17 protein-coding genes and 1 riboswitch are annotated in these 22,560 nt (G+C 56.7%); of the genes, 12 read left to right on the plus strand and 5 right to left on the minus strand.

Annotated features, from left to right (window positions below):
- Positions 1 to 164: 164 nt before the first annotated feature.
- The 8 genes from ABF824_RS04180 to ABF824_RS04215 all read left to right on the plus strand — a co-directional run bounded on the left by ABF824_RS04180 (position 165) and on the right by ABF824_RS04215 (position 8,752).
- Positions 165 to 794 (plus strand): hypothetical protein, encoded by a 630-nt coding sequence (locus ABF824_RS04180; protein ID WP_415486630.1) that lies wholly within the window; start codon positions 165 to 167, stop codon positions 792 to 794.
- A 631-nt stretch (positions 795 to 1,425) separates the two neighbouring features.
- Positions 1,426 to 1,809: a hypothetical protein gene (locus ABF824_RS04185; RefSeq protein WP_415486631.1), complete on the plus strand. Its 384-nt coding sequence runs from the start codon at positions 1,426 to 1,428 to the stop codon at positions 1,807 to 1,809.
- 549 nt (positions 1,810 to 2,358) lie between these two features.
- Positions 2,359 to 2,832: a flagellar basal body-associated FliL family protein gene (locus tag ABF824_RS04190; protein ID WP_415486632.1), complete on the plus strand. Its 474-nt coding sequence runs from the start codon at positions 2,359 to 2,361 to the stop codon at positions 2,830 to 2,832.
- Positions 2,829 to 3,908, plus strand: coding sequence for a flagellar motor switch protein FliM (gene fliM / locus ABF824_RS04195; protein ID WP_415486633.1), 1,080 nt, complete (start codon positions 2,829 to 2,831; stop codon positions 3,906 to 3,908). The genes ABF824_RS04190 and fliM overlap by 4 nt, the downstream gene beginning before the upstream one ends.
- A 13-nt stretch (positions 3,909 to 3,921) precedes the next feature.
- The gene (locus ABF824_RS04200; protein ID WP_415486634.1) at positions 3,922 to 4,503 is read left to right on the plus strand and encodes a DUF6468 domain-containing protein; all 582 of its coding nucleotides are present in this window, start codon (positions 3,922 to 3,924) and stop codon (positions 4,501 to 4,503) included.
- Positions 4,504 to 4,507: 4 nt separating this feature from the next.
- Positions 4,508 to 5,263: a MotE family protein gene (locus ABF824_RS04205; protein ID WP_415486635.1), complete on the plus strand. Its 756-nt coding sequence runs from the start codon at positions 4,508 to 4,510 to the stop codon at positions 5,261 to 5,263.
- A 544-nt stretch (positions 5,264 to 5,807) separates the two neighbouring features.
- Entirely contained in the window at positions 5,808 to 7,973 is a 2,166-nt protein-coding gene (locus ABF824_RS04210) for a tetratricopeptide repeat protein (RefSeq protein WP_415486636.1), read from the plus strand.
- 131 nt (positions 7,974 to 8,104) lie between these two features.
- Positions 8,105 to 8,752 (plus strand): TetR/AcrR family transcriptional regulator, encoded by a 648-nt coding sequence (locus ABF824_RS04215; RefSeq protein ID WP_415486637.1) that lies wholly within the window; start codon positions 8,105 to 8,107, stop codon positions 8,750 to 8,752.
- Between the two features lie 17 nt (positions 8,753 to 8,769).
- Here the strand turns inward: ABF824_RS04215 and ABF824_RS04220 are convergent, their stop codons facing one another.
- From ABF824_RS04220 to speD, 4 genes are all read right to left on the minus strand, one after another.
- Complete coding sequence (locus ABF824_RS04220; protein WP_415486638.1) at positions 8,770 to 10,053, minus strand: NAD(P)/FAD-dependent oxidoreductase; 1,284 nt, start codon at positions 10,051 to 10,053, stop codon at positions 8,770 to 8,772.
- Positions 10,054 to 10,139: 86 nt separating this feature from the next.
- Complete coding sequence (locus ABF824_RS04225; protein WP_415486639.1) at positions 10,140 to 11,645, minus strand: aldehyde dehydrogenase family protein; 1,506 nt, start codon at positions 11,643 to 11,645, stop codon at positions 10,140 to 10,142.
- 635 nt (positions 11,646 to 12,280) lie between these two features.
- Entirely contained in the window at positions 12,281 to 13,150 is an 870-nt protein-coding gene (gene speE, locus ABF824_RS04230; protein WP_415486640.1) for a polyamine aminopropyltransferase, read from the minus strand.
- 86 nt (positions 13,151 to 13,236) lie between these two features.
- The gene (gene speD, locus ABF824_RS04235) at positions 13,237 to 13,701 is read right to left on the minus strand and encodes an adenosylmethionine decarboxylase (protein WP_415486641.1); all 465 of its coding nucleotides are present in this window, start codon (positions 13,699 to 13,701) and stop codon (positions 13,237 to 13,239) included.
- 339 nt (positions 13,702 to 14,040) lie between these two features.
- Positions 14,041 to 14,131: riboswitch (glycine riboswitch) on the plus strand.
- A 148-nt stretch (positions 14,132 to 14,279) separates the two neighbouring features.
- Here speD and gcvT point away from each other — a divergent pair.
- From gcvT to ABF824_RS04255, 4 genes are all read left to right on the plus strand, one after another.
- Positions 14,280 to 15,413, plus strand: a complete 1,134-nt coding sequence (gene gcvT / locus ABF824_RS04240; protein ID WP_415486642.1) for a glycine cleavage system aminomethyltransferase GcvT — start codon at positions 14,280 to 14,282, stop codon at positions 15,411 to 15,413.
- A 53-nt stretch (positions 15,414 to 15,466) separates the two neighbouring features.
- The gene (gene gcvH, locus ABF824_RS04245) at positions 15,467 to 15,832 is read left to right on the plus strand and encodes a glycine cleavage system protein GcvH (RefSeq protein ID WP_415486643.1); all 366 of its coding nucleotides are present in this window, start codon (positions 15,467 to 15,469) and stop codon (positions 15,830 to 15,832) included.
- A 62-nt stretch (positions 15,833 to 15,894) separates the two neighbouring features.
- On the plus strand, positions 15,895 to 18,762 hold the full coding sequence (gene gcvP / locus ABF824_RS04250) for an aminomethyl-transferring glycine dehydrogenase (protein WP_415486644.1): 2,868 nt from the start codon (positions 15,895 to 15,897) through the stop codon (positions 18,760 to 18,762).
- 46 nt (positions 18,763 to 18,808) lie between these two features.
- Entirely contained in the window at positions 18,809 to 19,201 is a 393-nt protein-coding gene (locus ABF824_RS04255) for a helix-turn-helix domain-containing protein (protein ID WP_415486645.1), read from the plus strand.
- A gap of 130 nt (positions 19,202 to 19,331) precedes the next feature.
- Here the strand turns inward: ABF824_RS04255 and ABF824_RS04260 are convergent, their stop codons facing one another.
- Positions 19,332 to 22,445, minus strand: coding sequence for a glycosyltransferase (locus tag ABF824_RS04260; RefSeq protein ID WP_415486646.1), 3,114 nt, complete (start codon positions 22,443 to 22,445; stop codon positions 19,332 to 19,334).
- Between the last annotated feature and the right edge of the window lie 115 nt (positions 22,446 to 22,560).

A 22,560-nucleotide genomic window follows, 5' to 3' on the forward strand; every position in this document is an offset into this window, starting at 1 on the left:
TATTTCCGCACCCGCAATGAGGACGCCAACGTATGGTGATCCGCAGACTCGGCAAGCTCGCCCCAAAGCACGATCCCCGCACGTTCCGCATGTCCGCACCGCTGGCCCGCGCGCTGCCGGTGATCCCGCCGTCCGCAAACTGGGCGCAGGGCGTTCAGTGGCCCATGTGGTGCAATGACCGCCTAGGCTGCTGTACCGCTGTCTCGGTCGCCTCTGCCATTCGCACTTGGACAGGAGCCGCGCAGGCTCCCATCCTGCTGAGCGATGATGAGGTTGTGGCGAATTACGCGGCGACCAGTGATTACGTGCCTGGTCAGCCGGCAACGGATCGGGGCGCCGTCGAACTGGACGTGCTCAACCGCTGGATTCGCGACGGGCTGGCAATGCCGGGCATGCAGCCGGGCCGGTCGTATCTCACCGCCTATGGCTCAATCGACCCGCGCAACCAGCAGGCCGTCCAACGCGCCATCGCGTTCCTTGGTGGCCTGTATATCGGACTATCCCTGCCGGAATGGTGCTGCGAGACGGACGACGATTGGATCTATGACCCACAGCGCGACAACACCATCGCGGGCGGCCATGCAGTCTGGCTGCACGGCTACGACGCGACAGGCCTGGAACTCAACACGTGGGGAATGAACCGGCGCATGTCGTGGGATTTCCTCGCCCGGTTCTGTGATGAAGCGTACGGGCTCGTGGCGCGCCAGCACTGGTCGGACGTTCATGGCGTCAGCCCGAGAGGCGAGGCGCTCGATGCGCTCGTGGTGGAGATGAGGGCAGTGAGTGATGCTTGATCCCGTATCCGTCCTCGTCGGTGCTGGCGGGATGGCCGTCCTTATCCCGGCGCTCACGTGGTGTTTCCAGCGCATGCGGAAGAACGATGACGTGTTCAAGTGAACTATTGAGCAATCCTCAACAGTTCGAACTTGTAAGAAATCCTGATGAGTTGAGCGGTCAAGGATTCCTTGACGGGTGAGGGGCTTCCACCCTCTGCGATGCCGGTAGTCCTTCTGGATAGCCGGTAGTTCATCTCTGCGCCGTATGCATCCGACGGCTTCCGGAAAGGCTTTACCGCCTGCGTGTCCGGCACACGTCAGTTACTCGGAAATTCCGAATAACTGAGACCTGAAACTGGTTCCGGTCGGAGAATATGCTTCTCCTGTTCAGGCTTTCGCCGCGCTTTTATCTGATCCGCGATCAGAAGCGCCTACACGCCTTTGCGCCTAGCACCGGACTGTATTACTGCGGGCCGGACTCGATACCGGCTATTGCGTCGGATTAAATCCGATATTTGCCCTGCTTTCGCATTCTTGTCCTTCCCTCTCCCTCGCGCAAAGGGCGAACCTCCAAGAGAGCAAGCGTGTCCTTCCACGCCGCCGCAGTCCGCACATAATCCGATATCCCGCCGACAAAGTACAGAGAAAAATGCGCGTAGCTGCCGTCCTTTCGCTTGCCGCTCTATCCGCATGCACCACAATCCCCACCCGCGCGCGCCACGACATGCTCGGCCTATCCCGCGCCGATCTCGTTGCCTGCGCTGGCGTGCCGGACATGCAGGAGAATCGGGACGGGCAGGAGGTACTGACGTATCGGCAGGACCAGGCTGTTCAAGGCCCCTTCGATCTCAAGACGCCGTTCTCGTTCGAGTTGAGCGTGGGCGGCCATGGCACATGCCGGGCGACCGTGGCGCTTCGTGAGGGGCGCGTCGTGCGGGTGACGTATTCCGGTCCTAGCGCGACGTTGGCCGGGAAGGACGGGGCGTGTGCTGGTGTGGTGAGGGGATGCTTGCGGGGCGATTCGGAGCAGTGAAAAGGTTATACAAAATCGCCATAAGTTATTGATTTTATGTAAGCGCGAATCGGGTATTATAAATCATAACCCATTGTTATACATGTATATGATAACTCCCACCCGGCTCACCAACATCCCCTAAATTCAGATATATGACTGCTCTCGCTTCGGCTCTACGATAGCAGAAGCTGTGTGCTGCATATAAACGCCCTATTAGAAGCTGTAGATATTAAGAGATGCTTGAAAAATCATGCGCTCGTGGAGGCGTGTGTGGGTGCTGATCATTGAGAGGTCACTGATTGGCTGGCATCGCTGATTCTTCTCTAAAATCAGTTCTGTAGCGCTTTTATGGGAAGGTATTGTGGATGCTTCCACGCCTAGCCTTCCATAAAAATTTCTTCGGTCCCGACTCTCATCAAAATTAGATGATTTTTAAGGCTCAGGTCTTACGCCTTGTGTCTGTAGCCGATGATTGCTGGGGCGATTCTTATCCAGCGGGGCGGGCATCTCCGGTTTCGGGGTGTTCTCTTCGATCGGTGGTTGAAGTGGAGTGGCTTCGGGGCACTGATGGCGGAAGAAAACGAGACGGCAGGTGCGGAAGCGCCGCCGCCCAAAAGTAAAAAGAAACTGATTGTTATCGTCGGTGCCGTGCTTGGTCTTGCCGCACTGGGCGGAGGAGGTTGGTACTATAAGCAGCACACCGCCAAGATGACGAAAAAGGTTGAGCCTGTCGTGCAGGAAGAGCCTTTTCTTGTCGATATACCAACTGTAATTTCCAATCTTGACAGTTCATCGGGCCGTCCGATGTTTGTGAAGATTTCTGCGAAACTGCAGGTTCGTGGCACGACATCCCAGCAGGTCACGGCGATGATGCCAGAGATCCAGAATATCTTTCAGTCCTATCTGCATGAAAGCTCTCAGGCTGATCTGGGAGGTAACGGGATCTACCGTCTTCGTGAGGCGCTTCTGGACAGAATCGCCGTCCAGTTGGCGCCAATCGAAGTGCGGGATCTTCTCTTTACAGAGTTCTTGATTCAATGAGCGAAAATCAGGGAGAGCCGGGCGCATCCATTCCGCGCCCCGAGCCGACAGCATCTCTGAATGATCGTGGGCGGTCTGCAGGTTCGGACAACATGAGCCGTGAGCAGATCGATACGCTGTTCGGTGATGGCGCGGCTCCGGACGATCCGACTGAAACGGCCAATGGCCTGGAGCGCATCATCAATGCGGGGCTTGTCGCCTATGAGCGGCTGCCGATGCTGGAGGTGGTGTTCGACCGCCTCATGCGTGTGGTGTCCTCATCCTTGCGAAACTTCACAAACGATAATGTGGATGTTTCTCTGGATGGCATCAACTCGATGCGGTTTGGCGACTATCTCAATTCGGTAAGGGCATCCTGTATCTTTGCCGTTTTCAAGGCGGAGGAATGGGAAAATTACGGGCTGATGGTGATCGATTCGGCCCTGACATATTCCATGGTGGACGTTTTGCTGGGTGGTTCGCGCAATCCACGACCGCTCAATGTGGAAGGACGCCCCCATACGACGATCGAACGTGCTCTTGTTGAAAAGATGGTGCGGCTGATCCTGACTGATCTGAGTATCGGTTTCGATCCGATCTGCGCAGTGAATTTCAAATTCGAGCGGCTTGAGGTCGATACACGGTTTGCCGCGATCTGCCGGAGTTCGAATGCTGTTTTCCTGACGCGGATGCGTGTGGAAATGGATGATCGTGGCGGGATGATCGATGTGATCCTGCCTTACGCCACACTTGAGCCTGTGCGTGATCTTCTGGTGCAGCAGTTCATGGGAGAAAAGTTCGGGCGGGATTCTGTGTGGGAGAACAATCTCGGCGATCATCTGCGTGATACGAGTGTCGTTCTCGATGCGGTACTTGCCGAGCAGACAATGAAGTTTTCAGAACTTGCAGAGTTGAAGCCTGGGTCTGTGCTCATGCTCAATCAGGAATTGGGGGCACCCGTCAAACTGCGATGCGGATCTGTGCCGCTTTTTTCAGGCAAAACGGGTCGGAAAAAAGAGCAGATGGCGATCAGAATTGAAGAAGATCTTTTGTCCGTAAAGGAGATTATGCAGTCTCCTGAGGGACTGTACTCCTGATGTGGAGGGTGGCATGACTTTATCTCAGTATATTATTGAAATAACGCTTTGTTTTCTGCTTGTTCTTGGTATTTTCTATAGTATTCATCTCGGTCGTGCCCTGACGATATTGCGTCGTGATCGAAGAGATCTGGCGGATCTGGTTGCTCGTCTTGATGAGAGTGGAAAACGGGCGGATGCTGGTATCGAGAAACTTCAGACTGCTGGTGATATCAGTGGACGTGCGTTGAGCCGGATGATCGATCAGTCAAAAATTTTGCAGCACGAACTGGAAATGCTCTCGGAACGTGCGGATGTGCTTGCCGGCCGCCTGGAAGGGTTGATCCGCAAGGGCCGAGAGGAATTTCCAGAGCTGACAATGGTGTCCACCCGTAAAGGGGATGAGCCAATGGTTGCTGAAGAAAGTCTGGAGAAAGAGGCGGCGCCAGCGGAAGTCTGGGGGAATGCCGATATGGATACACCGCCTCAGATGGAACGTGCGCCGCTGCCATCCTTGCCAGCCAGTCCGACCGTTGGTTCCCGAGACTATGAACAGAAACGCCGACAGAGAACGGCAGCGGAACAGGACCTGATCAGGGCCCTGCGGATGAGCTGACAGCATGCCCAAACTGCCATTTTCCCGGATATTTCAACTCTCATCCTGTCTGATGGGAGGGCTGCTCTCACTGAAACTCTATCTTTTGACGAGTTCAGTGCTCTTTGCCAACACACCAGAAGGGGCGGCGGGAGCAGCTAAAGCGGTTGCAGCGGCGCGACAGGCCGCATCTGCCGTGCCATCCGAAGCGGTGCAGTCTGTACCCACCGGGGAAAAGGCGGAAGAGTCATCCGTTCCGGCACAAACGTCCGCTGCTTCTGCTCCCTGCACGGGGGATATGAAGTGCATTGGACAGGAAGAAAAACCGGATGCGGATGTCGATCAGCATGTGGATGCCGCACGTCAGGCACTTCTGCAGGATCTGGCTGGTCGGACGAAACAGCTTGATGAAGAAAGCCGCAAGCTGGAAGAACTGAAGCGCGCTATTGAAGCCTCGCAGAGTGTTCTTGATGAGCGCATGAAGAAATATTCCGAAGCGCAGTCCAATGTGGCGCAGGAAGAAAAGCGCAAGAAGCAGCTGAGTGACGAAGACGTCGACCGATTGGTGAAGATTTATGAAGCAATGGCTCCGCGTGAAGCAGCTTCGATATTTAATGTACTGGATTTCAAGGTCATGGTGCCAGTGATGATCAAAATGAATCCGCGCAAGACATCAGCTATTCTTGCGGGAATGTTGCCGGAGCGTGCCATGATGGCGACGCAACTTCTTGCTGGAATGCCAAGAAAATCAACGGTGACAAGGGCAGGCACAAACGGTTAAACGGCCAAAGTGTTTGAGCATTACAGTATGCGCCTTGCTACGGTTCTGATTTTTGACATGTGGCATTGCAGAACGGGAATAAAGCGTGCGGATTAGATTTTCTTTGGCATTATGGCTTGCAACCTGTCTGACCTGCCCGGTTTCTGTATATGCACAAGAAGCAGCAAGTGGATCGCCGTCTCCTACTGCATCGGGAAATGTCGAATCAACTGCGCCGGTCATTGTGGGCCAGAATAATCGTCACGTTTCTCCTTCACGGCGATCAACCAGAAAAACGCGGAAAACGACAGAGGCCTCTCCTGTCACGGCGGAAAAGAACGCACCTGCAACGATTACACAAGGTGGTCTTCCTGCAGGGTGGCAGTCTGATAGAATCGGCATTCAAACGGATGAAGCTCCTACAGACGGAACAAAGAATTCTGCTGCTTTAAAAAAAGATACATCGGCGACTGACCAAAATCATAAAGGGGCATCCCAGACCGCTCCGTCAGGCGCAGGAACACAGGTTGCTTCGCCAAAACCAGCAAACAAGATCTTTCTGCCCGTGGGCGATGATGTCGGTGTGGCGGCTTTCTGGAGCGGAGCCAATTTCATTATCGTCGCTGATCGTGCGACCGAGATGGATACGAGTGCCCTTATGGGCACTGGCGTCTTTTCACAGGCGACTGTCCAGCCAATGGGCAACACGACGCTTATCGTTTTCCATATCGATCGTTACGTGCCGCTGAGTATGAGCAAGCAGACGGGTGGCTGGATTCTGGCGGTCAGGGGGGAAGGCGATCCGGCACCTTCCGCTGGCCTTGAACCCCAGTTCAAGGATGGTGGCGTGTTGTATCCGCTCTCCCGTCCCGGTCGTGTTCTGGAGATTGCGGATCCGGCATCTGGCGCGCGGCTTCTGGTCGTGCCTTCTCCGGTTGAACAGCCCGGGCCGGTGCTCGGGCGTCACAAATTGGGGTATGAAATCTGGCCCTCCGTGCAAGGGCTGGTGTTTGCGACTGAATCAGATCAGATCGAAGTAAGGAAAGGTGACGGGGGGGCATTTGTCGATGTCGTCGGCGTTGACGCCATTCCTGTTGCTTCAGCAGCCAATAGTGCCATTGCGGATGATCGCGTCGACTGGTCATGGCTTGGCCTTCGCCCTCTGGCTCCTGCGATGTTGCGTGAAGATTACAGGCGGCGCTGGACACAGGCGGCGCAGCTTCCTCCGGAACAGCGTGGTCCGGCCCGGCTTGCTGCGGCCCGCGCCGCATTTGCAATGGGCGATCCGCGGGAAGCCAATGCGATTCTCGGGACGGCCATTGAGGACAATCCGGAGTTGGCCATTCAGCCAAATGTGAAGTTCCTGCAGGCGGCGTCGCAACTACTGGCTGGAAATACCGGCGCTGCGTCCGCACTGGCTGATCCGATCATGGGTGCGGATAGCGTTTTCTGGCGCGGCCTTTATCTGGCGCGGAGCGGGGGGGATTCCGCCAAAGCGGCAGCCTTAATGGCTCAGGGGTTCACGAATCTCAAAAACTATCCCGAACCGCTGCGTCGGCTGCTTCTACCGGAAGTCACAACATTCATCGCCCATTATGGCAGCGCAGAAGACAGGGATATTCTGCAGCCGCTTCCTGCCGAGAAACGCTACGATCTCGCGCGTGCGTTTCTTGCGCTGCGGCAGGGCGAGCCGGAAAAAGCCTTACAGCAGTTTTCCCACCTTGCATCGGATCGTGATCCTGTCGTCGCCTCGACAGCCGCGGTGGAAATGCTGAAGCAGAAACTGGCTCTGGGGAAAATACGCCCAGCCGAAGCAGCCACAGGATATGAGCGACAGCTTCTGCTGGCGCGTCAGGCTGGTTCGGAAAGGGAAGTGCGATCTGCTTACATCAATGCCCTGATGCAGGCGGGCGAATGGCCGAAAGCCCTGATGGCGGCGGATGAACAGATCGCACGCTTCCCCGAAGAGCGGATTGTGATGGCACCACAGATTGAGAAAATACTGGTGCATCTTGCAAATGATACAGCGTCCTCGAATGGCGGCCAGCCAGCGAATCTGGTGGATTCAGTCGCCATGATCGAGAGCCATGTTGATCAGATTCCGGACGGACCGAACAAGGGGCGCGTTCTGGCTGGTCTTGGTGGGCGTCTGCAGGCGCTGGGACTTCCCGCAAAAGCGGCTACAGCGTTTGAGCGGGCGCTTCCTCTGGCTCCCGACGATGCGAGCCGCGCCGCTTGGGGCGCTGAACTGGCGCAGGCGGACATCGCTGCCCAGCGACTTGGGCAGGCAAGGCGTGCCCTTGAAGCGACGCAGGATCCGGGTGCTGATGGCTCATTGGCCTCCCGGCGTCGGGTCATTGAAGCCAGTCTTCTTGCCAATGAGGGAAACCGCGAGCAGGCCCTGCACATGCTTGAGCAGGATGAGAGTAATGAGTCGCTCGATCTGCGGGGGACAATACTTGAGGAACAGCGCAAATGGCCCGAGGCCGTTCTCGTTGTGGGGCGGTTGGCGACAAAACTGTTACCTGAAACCGGCAATCTGACTGTTCCTCAGCAGGAACTGAGCATTCGTCTTGCCACGGACGCCGCCCGGGCCAATGACTGGGGCACGCTGGATCGGCTGAGGGAATGGGTCGGTCCACGCCAGATGACTCCTGAGCGTCAGCATATTTTCTCATTGCTGGTGACTTCACCTGAAGCCGACTTACGCAATCGGGCCGCAGACCAGTAGGCTATCGACAGTTTTGTCGTGAGAGTTTTCTCCTTTCGGCCAAGAACGTGTTAAGGAAAGGCGATCACGGTCGTTGGCGATGTCCTGACATGTGATGACCTTTCCTTTCAGGCTTGCAGGAGAAGGATATCTTGCCTGTATCTGCCACGTCTTTTCATTTTCCGTCCGGCTTGCGGTCCAGCGATCTGACACCTCCCACCCGTCGTGAACTGCGCAGGCAGGAGACACAGGAAGCTCTGGTTGAAGCCGCCATGCGGCTGCTTTCCGAAAAAGGTTTCGAGGAAACGACCACGGACGAGATTGCCGCTGCCGCGGGAATCTCACGTCGGACGCTATTTCGTCATTTTCCCACCAAGGCGGATATCGTCACGGCGTGGGCGCAGAAAATGACGGATGTTCTGACCGATCACGTCAATCAGTGTGACAAGGCCATGCCGCCGCATGAAGTCATCAGTTCGGCTTTGGAAGCGGTGGTTCCGCATATGGCGAAGACACGCTCGGAAGCGCTGGCCTTCGTGTGTCTTATCGAGCGCACACCCGGCCTGCGATCCGTCAGCCTACAGAAATATGCCCAGTGGGAGGAGAGTCTGGCTGTGGCAATGACGAATCGTCTGCCTCAGACGGAAGACAGGATACTGGCGGCCCGCGTGGTGGCGCGGTCAGGGACCGCGGCCTTCAGAACCGGAATCGATGAGTGGATTCGGGTGAAGGGCCGCGTGGGCCTGATTTCCATCCTGCGGCGTGTCTTCGCATTGCAACTCGAATATCTGCACGCCTGACAGGATGGAAACGTCCGTCAGTCGAGACGGACGGAGGGGCGGACCAGAGAGTCAATCCAGTCGGCGAAGCACGCGATCATGCCGCGCGTGAAGCCATACAGCTCCACCTGATGCTGTCGATAAAGCATCAGATGACCCAGACGGGCCGAGAGCCCCTTGAGGAAACCACCGCCGAAAACAGATCCACCGGGCAATGTGCCCCAGCCGTTATAATTTCCAAGAGCGACGATAGCGCCCTTGTTGTTGAACACGCAGTTTGGAATATCCTGCTTGTTCAGAATGAAATTCGGCAGATGGCGGGCCAGATGATGCGCCTGCTGGCGGGCGACCTGCGCTGTAGGAGGCAGCGGATCGTCAACGATGAAGCTGCAATCGCCCATGGCGAAAATCGCTGGATCGTCAACCGTCTGGAGGTTCGGCTTGACGAGGATCTGACCCGAGCGGCTCAGAGACAGGCCACCGAAACCTGTTGTGACTTCCGGGGCTTTGACCCCTGCCGCCCACACACGGAGGGTGGCTGGAATGCGGGTGCCGTCCTTTAGAATGAAACCCTGTTCGTCAGCGCCGGAGACCATGGCGGAGGTGCGGACTTCCACATTGATGCCTTCGAGCTGCTTCTGTGCGGCGGCGGAAACTTCTTCGGGGAAGGCGGGAAGAATGCGTGGACCAGCTTCAAGCAGCGTGACTTTCAGCTTTGGCGGTGTCTGCGAGAAGGAGTGGAGGTGCACGATCTCCAGCGCCTTGTGCAGCTCGGCGGCCAGCTGCGTGCCGGTTGCGCCGCCACCGACGATGGCGATGTCGAGTTCATTGCCAGCATCGTAAGCACGGAGCAGTTCCATACGAAACTTTTCGTTGAAACTGTTGGCTTCGACCAGATTGTCGATGAAGAGGCAGTGTTCCGCCACACCGGGTGTGCGGAAATCATTGGCGCAACTGCCGATAGACAGCACCAGCGCGTCGTAGCTGACTGTGCGACCTTCAAGCACGACCGAGCCGTCAGAGGCGTGGAAGGGACCTAGAACCGCCTGCCGATTGGTGCGGTCGAGACCGACGATTTCACCGGGCCAGAATTCGAAATGATGGCGGCTGGCATGCGCCATGAAGCTGATGCGGTCATTTTCGTTCTTCGCCGTCCCGGCTGCGAAACAGTGCAGCATGGGTTTCCACACATGGGAAAAGCTTTTGTCGATCAGCGTGATGCGCGCCTGTCCACGCTGTCCCAGAGAACTTCCGAGACGCGTGGCAAGTGCGAGGCCAGCGACGCCGCCACCAACGATCAGGATTTCTGGTTTGTTGCTCATATATCTTTCCTGCGTCGTCATGGGAACGTCGGGGCAAGGTAGCGGACGTTGAACGGAGCGTCATATCACGCTCCGTTCGATTGCGATCAAAAGAAGCCGAGCTTCTTTTCGGAGTAGCTGGTGAGAATGTTCTTGGTCTGCTGATAGTGCTCAAGCACCATCTTGTGGGTCTCACGTCCGATACCCGACTTCTTGTAGCCGCCAAAGGCAGCGCCTGCCGGATAAACGTGGTAGCAGTTCACCCACACACGACCAGCTTCCAGTCCTTTTGCAACGCGGAAACAGGTGTTTCCATTGCGGGACCAGACGCCTGAACCCAGACCGAACTCGGTGTCGTTGGCGAGGGCCAGCGCCTCGGCTTCGTCCTTGAAGGTGGTGACCGTGAGAACCGGGCCAAAGATTTCCTCGCGGAAAATACGCATATTGCGATCACCACGGAAAACGGTCGGCTGAACGTAGAAGCCATCCTTGAAAGCGGCACCCAGATCCGGGCGAGCGCCACCGGCGAGTAGTTGAGCGTGATCCTGATTCTTGCCGATGTCGATATATTCGAGGATCTTGTTTTCCTGCATGAGCGAGTTCTGGGCGCCCATCATGGTCTCGGGGTCGAGCGGGTTGCCCTGCTTGATCGCTTTCACACGCGGCAGAACGCGCTCCATGAACTTGTCATAGATGGATTCCTGAACCAGCGCGCGGCTCGGGCAGGAGCAGATCTGTCCCTGATTGAGCGCGAACAGCGTGAAGCCTTCGAGAACCTTGTCGAGGTAATCGTCGTCATGGTCCATGACATCGGCGAAGAAGATGTTCGGCGACTTGCCGCCCAGTTCCAGCGTGGCCGGGATCAGGTTTTCGGCTGCGGCATGAGCGATCATCTTGCCGGTCGGCGTGGAGCCGGTGAAGGCGATCTTGGCGATCCGGGTGCTTGTCGAAAGCGCGGCGCCGACATCGCGACCCAGACCGTTGACGATGTTGATTACGCCACCCGGGAACAAATCACCGATGATTTCCATCAGCACAAGCATGCTGGCGGGCGTCGTCTCGGCGGGCTTCATGACAATGCAGTTGCCGGCAGCAAGAGCCGGAGCCAGCTTCCATGCGCCCATCAGCAGCGGGAAGTTCCACGGAATGATCTGACCGACCACACCCAGCGGCTCATGGAAATGATAGGCGACCGTCTGTTCGTTGATGTCGGTGATGCTGCCTTCCTGAGCACGGATGCAGCCCGCGAAATAACGGAAATGATCGATGGCCAGCGGAATGTCAGCGTTCAGCGTCTCGCGGATCGGCTTGCCGTTGTCCCATGTTTCCGCACGGGCGAGCAGGTCCAGATTCGCTTCCATGCGGTCTGCGGCTTTGAGCAGCAGATTGGAACGCTCGGTGATGGACGTGTGCTTCCACGTCTTGAACGCCTTGTGCGCCGCATCGAGAGCAAGCTCGATATCCTCGGCCGTGGACTGCGGAACTTCGCACAGCGTGCGGCCGTCCACCGGCGAGATGTTCTTCATGTAGGCGCCTTTGACGGGCGCTTTCCACTCGCCGCCTATGTAGTTGGCGTAACGGGCTTTGAAAGGAGGTTCCTGAGTAACCGACATGGGTGGCTCCATATGTCTGGTTTGTGCGCCATCCAGAGACGCGACGAAGTGGGAATCAGGACCAAATCGGTCGTGATAACTGTATCCTGACGTATATTGTCAGCTGGGCCGCAGCAATCGGTTTCAGCATCACATAATTGTGAATGTGACACTTGGTGTCACTTTGTGCGGAAAAATATTGTTCTAATTCATAAGGATATATGTTTGACGGAATATATTTGTGTGGTCTGTGCAAAAAACGCATGCCTTGCTGGCACGGTCACCGTACCGCGTCTTATCAGAATAATTTGACCATTCAGGGCGTCATGTTCGCAGGAAGAAATATGCGTTGAGCTAGTTTGTGCTGCCCCTATGAGCCACAGGACACACGGAATCGATGCGGGCTAGCGGGCAATCGGCCGATGACAATGGGTCAATGGGCTGCCGTGTCTCAATTTTATTGGGGTGATTATCAGCGACCACGCCTTCAGGGCATCGAGGCGGTGGTGAGGCTGGTGCGCTCAGAGGGGAGGCGAAGGACTCGGTAAGGCACCGAAATAAGCATTCGGGATTACGTTTGGCTTCAGACATGTCCGGTTGTCTGAAGCGCAGAGGGGAGGGAAGCGGGGCCTCCCTCCGGCTCGTCAGAAAAGCACTTATCCCTTTTTGGGAAGATGCTTTGCGATATAAGGCGGCAGGTTGAATGATCCGACGTGGATTTCCGGCGTCCAGTACTGCGTATTGCCGAGAATGCTGGATTGCTCGGCCCGTGTCCGTACGGAAGCCACATCCTGTGTTGTCGGATCGGCACCTTTTCCCGCGATGCCCAGTGTCATGAAGCCGCCGACATAGGTCGGAACCGCAGCCACATAGGCTGAAACCTGCGGGAAGAACTTCGCGCGACGAAGGCTGGTGTCACGCAGTTCGTCAGCCTGCATGAACGGCACGCCGCACTGGTTCACGATCAGCCCGTCGGGACCGAGAATGCGGGCACAATGCTGGTAGAACGAGTCTGTAAACAGGACTTCGCCCACGCCGATCGGGTCCGTGCTGTCCACGATGATGACGTCGAACGACGCATCAGCCGCTTCAGCGACATAGGTGATGCCGTCACCGACGATCACTTCCGCGCGGGCATCGTTCCACGCGTCGCCTGCGATGGACGGAAGGTGCTTTTTGGAAAGTTCGATCACATCTCCGTCGATTTCCACCATGACGGCTTTTTCGACGGCTTTATGCTCCAGCACACGGCGTAGAACGCCACCATCGCCCGCGCCGATGATCAGCACACGGCGTGGATCAGGATGGGTGAACAGCGGAACATGCGTCAGCATTTCCTGATAGACGAATTCATCCGCTTCGGTGATCTGCACGACACCGTCGAGCATCAATACGCGGCCGTGTGAGTCGCTTTCGAAAACCACGATGTCCTGAAAAGGACTTTTGACGCGGGCGAGTTCCTTGCGGACCCGGAAGCGTTGCCCCCAGCTTTCGTACAGTCCTTCGTTCAGCCACTCTTCAGCCATGGGGTGCTCCATAAAATGCGCAAAGAGAGTCCTGCCGCCCCGAAAGGCGGACAGAACTCTCGACAGATTCGAAATTCAGAAGAAGATCAGACCGACGTGCGACCGCGGCGCTGCTCGTCAACCAGCACACGCTGGGCCTGAAACAGCCGCTGCATCACTGGAATGGCGAGATGCGGATCGCATGCGCCACACATGAAGATGTCGACGGCAGCAAAGTTGCGCTCCGGCCATGTGTGGATGGAAATGTGGCTTTCAGCCAGCACCACCACACCGGAAACGCCACCATTAGGGGAGAAATGGTGGAAATGGCTGTGCAGAATCGTAGCGCCCGCCGTAACGGCTGCTTCGCAAAGCGTCGCGTCGATTTTTGCCGGATCATCAAGATTCACGGCTTCCCACAGGTCGACAAGCAGATGCATGCCTGCGAATTTTTCGCCATCCCGTTCGACGAAATAGTCCGTCCGCTCCTCTTCGTGAGAGGCTGCGATGGAAGAAGTCTGGTTATTGCTCGGGAGTTCCGAGACCATCCCCAGTTGAGCAAGTGCGTTCACGACGTACCCCCAAACCAGTAGACAGCCTGTTGGGCGAAACCGCCCCCTTGGGCCAAGAAGCGCGGTGCATAAGATGTTTGCTCGCCGAGGGTCAAGTAAAATCGCGACATTGAAATGTGTTATTTTCTTTGCGCCCTGCAATCTATTGAAAATACTACGAAACATGTGATGAACGCAGAGGGTGTCCGTGGATTCCGGGGTGGAGGGTGTCAAACCTTTCCTGCTGGTTTCAGCAAACATTCGTGAGGAAAGAATATCGGCTCTCCAAGACTGTTTGTTTCCCGGAACATCTTTGGGAATATTTGTTTGACAGCGACATGTCGGAATGCGAGAGGGTACAGTCATCACACAGGGAGAGACCGGCTCGCGGCCGGCGCCGAAGGAGCAACAGCCCTTGGAATCTCTCAGGCAAAAGGACCTGGTGATGGAACACTCTGGAGAGAGGCGCTTCGGGCGCCCGCCGACGGGATAGCGATCTCAGGCAAACGGACAGAAGGGGGCGCTTGGATCTGACCCGGTTTTGCCGGAGGAAACGCGTCTTATGCTGTCCTGTTTTTTCTCTCCCGGAGTGATGCCGCATGAGTGACGAGCTCCTGCACACCCCCCTGTTTTCCCTGCATGAAGAACTTGGCGCGAAAATGGTGCCCTTCGCGGGTTACGCCATGCCGCTGCAATATGCCACGGGCATCATGGCCGAACATCAGCATACCCGTGCGAGCGCCGGGCTGTTCGATGTGTCGCATATGGGGCAGGTCGCACTGCGTCCCCTCGAAGGCGATATGGCGCGTGTGGCGCTGGCTCTGGAACGCATCGTGCCGGTTGATGTGCTGGGTCTGAAGCCGGGCCGCCAGCGTTATGGCTTTCTGACGAACGATCAGGGCGGCATTCTGGACGACCTGATGCTCGTCAATATGGGCACGTGGTTCCTTGTGGTCGTCAACGCGGCCTGCAAGGCGCAGGACATTGCCCTGATGCAGCGCGAACTGTCGTCCGACTGCGTGGTGGAAGTGCTGGAAGACCGGGCGCTGCTGGCGCTTCAGGGACCGCAGGCCGAAACGGCTCTGGCCCGTCTGGTGCCGGATGTGGGAGCCATGAAATTCATGGATGCCCGAGAGAGCCGACTGGATGGCGCAGCGGTGATCATCACGCGTTCGGGGTATACGGGCGAGGATGGTTTCGAGATCAGCGTCCCGACAGCCGATGCGGAGCGCGTGGCCAAGGCGCTTCTGGCGCAGCCTGAGGTCAAGCCTATTGGTCTGGGTGCGCGTGACAGCCTGCGTCTTGAAGGTGGTCTGTGCCTGTATGGTTCCGATCTCGATCAGACCACGACGCCTGTAGAAGGTGCGCTGGAGTGGGCTATTCAGAAAGCGCGCCGGAATGGTGGTGCGCGTGCCGGTGGGTTTCCGGGCGCCGATCTGATTCTTGCCCAGTTGGAAAACGGAGCAGGCCGTCGCCGCGTGGGACTTCTCGCGGAGGGACGCGCGCCCGTGCGGCACGGCGCGGAACTGTTTTCGGCTGCGGAAGGTGGCGAGAAGATCGGCGTGGTGACGTCTGGCGCGTTCGGGCCGACATTACAGGCGCCTGTGGCCATGGGATATCTGGAAACCGGTTTTTCCGCACCCGGAACAAAGGTTTTTGCTGAACTGCGGGGGCGTCGCATTCCGGTAACGGTCTCGACCATGCCGTTCGTTCCGGCCGGGTTCAAACGCTGACATTATTGAAATGCCAGCGTGCAGTAACGCTGGCTGACAGGGAGATGGGTGGGATGACGCTTTACTTCACGAAAGAACATGAGTGGCTACGCGTTGAAGGTGACATCGCGATTGTGGGTATCACGAAGCACGCGGCTGAAGAGCTTGGTGAAATCGTGTTCTTTGAGCTGAATGTTTCAGCCACAGAAGTGCAGCAGGGAGATTCCATCGCGGTCGTCGAGTCCGTGAAAGCCGCATCTGACGTTTATGCTCCGGTTGATGGCGTGATTACAGAAGGTAATCCAGACCTTGCAAACAATCCTGAACTGATCAGCTGTGATCCGGAAGGGAATGGCTGGATGCTGAAGATGAAGCTGACGAAGGAAGGGCAGTTGTCCGGTCTTCTGGATGCCGATGCCTATGCGGCGCTGATCGGCTGACCGCTGCCGGAGAGATATCTCCGGCACTTCTGAAATATTCTTTCTGTATATGAGGATTATCCGTGGCGATCTGGTCCGGCCTTCTGCCCTCTTCCGATGCTTTCGCTTCCCGTCACATTGGTCCGCGTGAGGCGGAGATCGCCGTCATGCTGGAGACCATAGGGGTATCCAGCGAGGAAGCGCTGCGTGAGGAAACGATTCCTGCCGCTATCCGCTCGAAAGAAGCGATGGGGATTGGAAAAGGCTGGTCCGAGGTTGAGGTTCTCAATCGTCTGCGCGAGATCGCCGGACGTAACAGGGTGATGACTTCCCTGATCGGGCAAGGGTATTACGGCACGATCCTGCCCGGTGTCATCCAGCGCAACATTCTGGAAAATCCTGCATGGTACACCGCTTATACGCCATATCAGCCTGAAATCAGTCAGGGGCGCCTCGAAGCGCTGCTGAATTTCCAGACGCTGGTTACTGAACTGACGGGGCTGGATATCGCCAACGCCTCCCTGCTTGATGAGGCCACGGCGGCGGCTGAAGCCATGACGTTGGCAAAACGCGTAGCGAAGAGCAAAGCGAATATCTTTTTCGTCGATGCGGATACACACCCGCAGACGCTCGCTGTGCTGCAAACGCGTGCTGAGCCGTTAGGGTATGAAATCCAGATTGGTGATCCGGAAAAAGACCTTGAGCCATCGAAGGTTTTCGGAGCGTTTTTCTCCTATCCCGGCAGTTCAGGGGCGGTGCGTGATCCATCGGGGGCGATTGCTGCCCTTCATGACGCGGGAGCGATTGCCGCTGTAACGGCTGATCCTCTGGCGCTGACACTGTTGAAGTCGCCAGGAGATCTTGGCGCTGATATTGCCATTGGTTCCATGCAGCGTTTTGGCGTGCCGATGGGTTTTGGTGGCCCACACGCGGCTTACATGGCCGTGCGTGATGTCTACAAGCGGAGCATGCCGGGGCGTCTTGTGGGCGTGTCGGTCGATGCCAACGGAAAACCAGCCTACCGTCTGGCTCTCCAGACGCGGGAGCAGCATATCCGTCGTGAGAAAGCGACGTCCAACATCTGCACCGCGCAGGTTCTTCTGGCCAATATCGCGGCGATGTATGCTGTCTATCATGGGCCTGAAGGGTTGCAGGCCATCGCCGGGCGTGTGGCCGGTCTGGCGGCAGTGCTGGCCTCGGGTCTTCACGCCTTGGGTGTGACGGTTGATACGGATGTGGTGTTCGACACGCTGACGGTTCGTGTTGATCCTGAAAACGCCAAAATAATTCACGAACGGGCTGTGGCAGCGGGCATGAATTTCCGTTGTGCTGGCGACGGGGTCATCGGTCTGTCTCTCGATGAGACGACCACGCCTGAGGTGGTTGAAGCTATCTGGCGTTGCTTTGATCCGGCAGCACCTGTCGAAGCGCTTGCCTCCGCCGCCAATCCGACGTCCGGGTTGCCTTCATGTATTCCGGCCACTCTGCGCCGTGTGAAGCCGTTCATGCAGCAGGCGGTCTTCTCATCCTATCGCTCTGAGACGGACATGCTGCGCTATCTGCGTCGCCTCGCTGACAAGGATCTGGCGCTGGATCGAACGATGATCCCGCTCGGCTCCTGCACGATGAAGCTGAACGCCACGGTCGAGATGATGCCCATCACGTGGCCCGGTTTCTGTGATCTGCATCCGTTCGCTCCTGCCGATCAGACCGAAGGCTATGCCGAACTGTTCCGTGATCTTCAGTCATGGCTCTGTGCCATCAGTGGTTATGACGCCGTATCGCTTCAGCCGAACTCCGGCGCGCAGGGCGAGTATGCGGGATTGCTGGCCATTCGCGGCTATCATCATGCCCGAGGTCAGGCCCAGCGAGATGTGTGCCTCATTCCGGCCTCCGCGCACGGCACCAATCCGGCCTCCGCCCAGATGGCGGGCATGAAGGTCGTCGTCGTGAAATGCGATGATGACGGCAACGTTGATATGGACGACCTGAAAGCGAAGATCGCGCAGCACGCCGATACGCTGGCGGCGATTATGATCACCTATCCCTCAACGCATGGTGTGTTCGAGGAATCCGTGCGTGACATCTGCGCACTGGTGCATGGGGCGGGTGGTCAGGTCTATCTCGACGGCGCGAACATGAACGCTCAGGTTGGCCTGTCACAGCCGGGCAAATACGGCGCAGACGTCAGCCACTTCAATCTGCACAAGACCTTCTGCATTCCGCATGGTGGCGGTGGTCCGGGCATGGGGCCGATCGGTGTTCGCGCGCATCTTGCCCCGTTCCTGCCGGGACGTCCGGAACTGGGTGAAGCGCATGCGGTGTCCGCCGCGCCCTTTGGTTCGGCCTCTATCCTGCCGATTTCGTGGGCCTATATCCGCCTGATGGGCGATGAAGGGCTGGCGCGTGCGACGACGATGGCCATTCTGAACTCGAATTATATTGTGGCGCGTCTCTCTGCTGCCTATCCTATTCTGTATCGCGGTGCGAACGGGCGTGTCGCGCATGAATGCATCGTCGATCTGCGTCCGATCAAGGATGCGACGGGCGTGACAGTCGATGACATTGCCAAGCGTCTGGTCGATTTTGGCTTCCATGCACCGACCGTCAGTTTTCCTGTGGCGGGTACATTCATGATCGAGCCCACGGAGTCCGAAGGGAAGCGTGAGCTGGATCGATTCTGTAACGCGATGTTAACGATACGGGAAGAAATCAGGGAGATTGAAGACAAGATCACTGTTCTTGACAATTCTGCCCTGCGTTATGCTCCGCACACTGCGCAGGATGTTACGGCTGAAGAGTGGAACAGAGTTTATACCCGAGAGGCTGGCTGTTTTCCTGGCGATGTGGAGCCTTCTGTGAAATACTGGCCACCAGTAGGGCGGATTGATAACGCGTACGGTGATCGCAATTTGATCTGTGCGTGTCCGGAACTTTCTTCTTACGCCTAGGTTTTATCCCGGCGACATACGGTTGTCGCTTTTTCGGGATGATGAGATGACAAAAAAGGCGCCCTCTGATCTTGGGGCGAGTTTGGGCAGTCACGAAACGCTGGGACAACGTATTCGGGCGTTAAGGCAATATGCGGGCATGACACAGGTTAAGCTCGCAGAAGCCCTTGGGCTTTCGCGAAGCGCTATTGCCCATTGGGAAACTGATCGCGACGGACGAGTGAAAGAATATCTGCCGCAACTGGCGGAATTGTTTCAGGTGCCTGCTGAAGTTTTTCTGACGGGCATGGCGACGCAGGAAGCGGTTGTTCACCTGACGATCGACGAGGTGGATCTGTTGCGGCTTTACCGCAGCCTTGATGTTGGTGAGCGCCTGTCTGTGCAGCGGTCCATTACGCGGTTACTGAAGCGTAGCCCGAAGACAGAAAAGAAAAAATGAGACCGTACAGTATGTAAGTAGATCGATAACAGGTTTGGTTATGTAAAACTGTACTTGTAATGCGTAAATATAAAACAGAGGCCCAGAAAAATTTCTGGACCCCTGAGTAAATTTCAAAAATGACGGTTTTTCAGGCGCGCCCGTACGCTTCATGGTGGACTGCCAGCCATGGATGGCGTTCTTTTATATAGGCGATAATACGGTTTTTATGCGCCTGTCGTTCCGTGACGTTGTTGGTCATGGAGTTTCCGTGAATACGATATTCTGCAACCGGTTGTGGGAGATGCTGACCTGTTAAGCCCAGTTCAGCAAAACAGCACCACAAATCATAGTCTTCCCAGCCCATGGCATCACGTTTCACATAGTATCCGCCCGCTGCCGACCAGGCCCATTTGGCGATGAGTGCCATTGCGTCAATGGTGTTGCCGTTACGCAGCCGCATAGGGGGAGTAGGAGCGGTGGACACCACGTCATGTGCTGCATCGAACTGACGAATGGCCGGATAAACATAGGCTGTCAGGGGCGTGCCTGTGGCGAGCAGCATGGCGCAGGCATCGGGCGTAAGGCGGTTATCGGCATCAAGTGAAAGGAACCATGGTGTTTCGCTGGCAGAGACGCCGATATTACGCGCACCACCCAGTCCGACATTCGTTTCCGCTTCCAGCACCAAAAAACGGTTGAAGCGTTCGAAATGTTTCTGAGCCCATTCCACAACAAGCGCTGGTGAGTTGTCCGTGGAGGCATCATCCACCACGATAAGATCAAGGACAGCGAGCGACTGTTTGCGGACGGATTCGAGAGCTTCAAGGATCACGCCGCTATAATTGTGCGAGGTGATGATGACTGTGACATCCGCATCGCCCAGCGCATCGTGCGAGAACAGTATGCGGCTCTCGGGAACATCCGGCACCCCATATCCCCGATATCCGTCGCGAGCGATTATCGTCTCGGCAGCCCGTGCGCTGAGGGCGGCATCACCGAACGACATGACAATTTTCTCGAACTGCATGGCCTGCCGTTCTGCCCCGAACGTCCATAGTACCTGATTCAGGGCATTGCGGGCGATGCGCTTGCGGAGAGCCGGATTCGTGACAAGCTGCGTCAGCGCTTCTTCCCACTCTGCGTCATTGTGCGCGAGGAAACCGGTCACGCTCTGTTCGATGCAGGCGCGGTAAGGGGCTGTTGGAGAAACGACCGATGGAACGCCCGCCAGAGCGGCTTCCAGATACTTGATCTCGCTTTTGACTTCGCAGAACACATTGCCGACTTCGAGGGGCGCAATGGAGATGTCGAAGCGTGCAAACTCATTCGGAAGTTCTTCGAGTGGCACCTTGTCGCGCCATTCGATCTGCTCGGCGACCGACTCCAGCACCGGAAATTCATCCATAAGAAGAACAGGGCGCTTATTCTCGGCTTCACGGAACAGGACAAGGCGGACGTTTGGATGAGCCTGCATCACTCGCGCGAGAGCGTTCACGGCGACAGCGAAATCGCGCTGATGGGTGCGAGTTCCGGATGCATAGCCGATCCGTATCAGGTCATCCTGCGGGCCAGCCGCGAGAATCCGGGCCGCGCGGCGGCTACGGCGCAGGCAGGACGCATCAAAGATATTGGGTAACGTGAAGGCTGGTGAGCGGATGGGGCCCATCTCGCGCGCCATGGCGTCGGTTGTGGCAAAACACGCATCAACCCTGTCCATGGTGCCACGCATGTTCTGAAATAGAATGTGCGTAAGAGACTCTGTCGCCGATTCTACCGTGCGAATGCCATCAATGATGGTGACGCTGGCCAAGGCTGGAATGAAAACGAGATCATCCGCGTCAAAAACAAGGGTTGCCCCTTTTTCTTTGGCCAACCGGATGAGGATCGACACATGGGCGCTGTATTCAACACGCCAGAGAACGATGATATCAGCCCACGCGACATCGTCTGGGCCGACGTTCGGACAGGGCATGGTGCGAGCCTGGTGCCCGGTGAGTGCCGCTGCAGCTGCATTCCTCTCACAACGATAGAGCGTGCCGGGGGTGTTCGGTTCACCACTCACGAACAGAATGTTTTTGCGCAGGATACTCGTCGGAATCGTTGCTGGCATTGAACCGGGAGCAGCGGGCGATAATGACTCAACAGACGGGACAGGAGGAAGAGTAATATCTGCTGCCGTCAAAGATATATGGGGCAACGCAGGAAGTGCTGGAGGTTGCTTCCTTGTCCGCAGAAAACCTGGAGACGCTGCCGAGGCAGCTGCCTGCTGGTCAAGATAAGCTTTAACATTGTCCAGCTGTTTGGTGCCTTCATCAAGCTCCAGACGTAGCTGCGCTTGCTGCTGATTATGCTGCCCAACGACTTCTATAGCGTTTCTGATCCATTCTTCGGCTGCGTTCAGTCCCTGCTGAAGCGTTGTAATGCGTCGATTCGCTTCAATGTTTTCTTGGGTGACCTTGAGTGCCAGATCTACTGCCTGCGATGCCGGTGTGGGCGTTGTCGCTTGGAGTTCGTGGCGGGGGTGCTGGACATGCTCCTCGGCGTTGGAGAGCGCCAGACGTGTTTCCGTCAGGGTCAGTTTGAGGGAGCGTAATTCTTCCCTCAGCGCGGCTTCAGTGGCGTCGACTGTTTCCAGACGGGCTGTACGGGCCCAAAGCAGGCCAAGTTGGGCAAACCGTTCACGTAGGCGGATCAGCCCTGAGCGATCGAGAAGAGTTTCTTCTGTACCTAAAAAAGGTTGCAGGGCGTCAGGAATTTGTCCCGTGGCCAGAATGCCCAATCCCGCTCCATGGGGAAAACTAAAAGTGGATCCGGTGCTGGCTAATTCCTGCCAGAGCACGTGCCCCGAAGGTGTTTCGGTTCCGTGTAGAAGAATGAGTGCGTCTGGACTGAGAAAGGTGCGGAGATGTTGGATCACGCGACTCGCATCGGTGGTGCGGGTGCTATCGACATGGAGGAAATCGATGGGAAGCCTGATGTCTTCAGGGAGATTGGCCTCAGGAAACTCCAGTATCTGTGTGCCGAGCGTATGAGTGGAAATGAGCGTGCGAGCGTGCGCGAGTGGTGTGGGGCCTGTGGCGACAAACGCTGCGCAGGAAGGCGCATCCGTTACGAGAGCCATCGCGAGAAAGGGAAGATGGGCGTAACCGACGAGATCGCTTCCGCAGAATGACGGTGGAATAAAAGCGGCATTACAGGCAGCAGAAGATAAAGCAATAAAAGAATTACAAGAAAAAGAAGCAGCGGAAGGTGGGGGATTCATCTAAACGCCTAGGTTTTGTGAAACATGTGTTGGATTTGCTTTATGCGAATTTAACTATTTGTCTATTTTATGGTCAGGCTCCATAGGTGGTGACAGGCGCTGGAATCATGGACTG

Origin of the sequence: Acetobacter sp. (genome assembly GCF_047721705.1) — a bacterium.
Lineage (GTDB): Bacteria > Pseudomonadota > Alphaproteobacteria > Acetobacterales > Acetobacteraceae > Acetobacter.

Excerpts from the sequence above, each read along its gene's own strand:
- ABF824_RS04180 (WP_415486630.1), top strand. The coding sequence starts at position 165 with ATGTGGTGCAATGACCGCCTAGGCTGCTGTACCGCTGTCTCGGTCGCC.
- ABF824_RS04185 (WP_415486631.1), top strand. The coding sequence starts at position 1,426 with ATGCGCGTAGCTGCCGTCCTTTCGCTTGCCGCTCTATCCGCATGCACC.
- ABF824_RS04190 (WP_415486632.1), top strand. The coding sequence starts at position 2,359 with ATGGCGGAAGAAAACGAGACGGCAGGTGCGGAAGCGCCGCCGCCCAAA.
- fliM (WP_415486633.1), top strand. The coding sequence starts at position 2,829 with ATGAGCGAAAATCAGGGAGAGCCGGGCGCATCCATTCCGCGCCCCGAG.
- ABF824_RS04200 (WP_415486634.1), top strand. The coding sequence starts at position 3,922 with ATGACTTTATCTCAGTATATTATTGAAATAACGCTTTGTTTTCTGCTT.
- ABF824_RS04205 (WP_415486635.1), top strand. The coding sequence starts at position 4,508 with ATGCCCAAACTGCCATTTTCCCGGATATTTCAACTCTCATCCTGTCTG.
- ABF824_RS04220 (WP_415486638.1), bottom strand. The coding sequence starts at position 10,053 with ATGAGCAACAAACCAGAAATCCTGATCGTTGGTGGCGGCGTCGCTGGC.
- ABF824_RS04225 (WP_415486639.1), bottom strand. The coding sequence starts at position 11,645 with ATGTCGGTTACTCAGGAACCTCCTTTCAAAGCCCGTTACGCCAACTAC.
- speE (WP_415486640.1), bottom strand. The coding sequence starts at position 13,150 with ATGGCTGAAGAGTGGCTGAACGAAGGACTGTACGAAAGCTGGGGGCAA.
- gcvT (WP_415486642.1), top strand. The coding sequence starts at position 14,280 with ATGAGTGACGAGCTCCTGCACACCCCCCTGTTTTCCCTGCATGAAGAA.
- gcvH (WP_415486643.1), top strand. The coding sequence starts at position 15,467 with ATGACGCTTTACTTCACGAAAGAACATGAGTGGCTACGCGTTGAAGGT.
- ABF824_RS04255 (WP_415486645.1), top strand. The coding sequence starts at position 18,809 with ATGACAAAAAAGGCGCCCTCTGATCTTGGGGCGAGTTTGGGCAGTCAC.
- ABF824_RS04260 (WP_415486646.1), bottom strand. The coding sequence starts at position 22,445 with ATGAATCCCCCACCTTCCGCTGCTTCTTTTTCTTGTAATTCTTTTATT.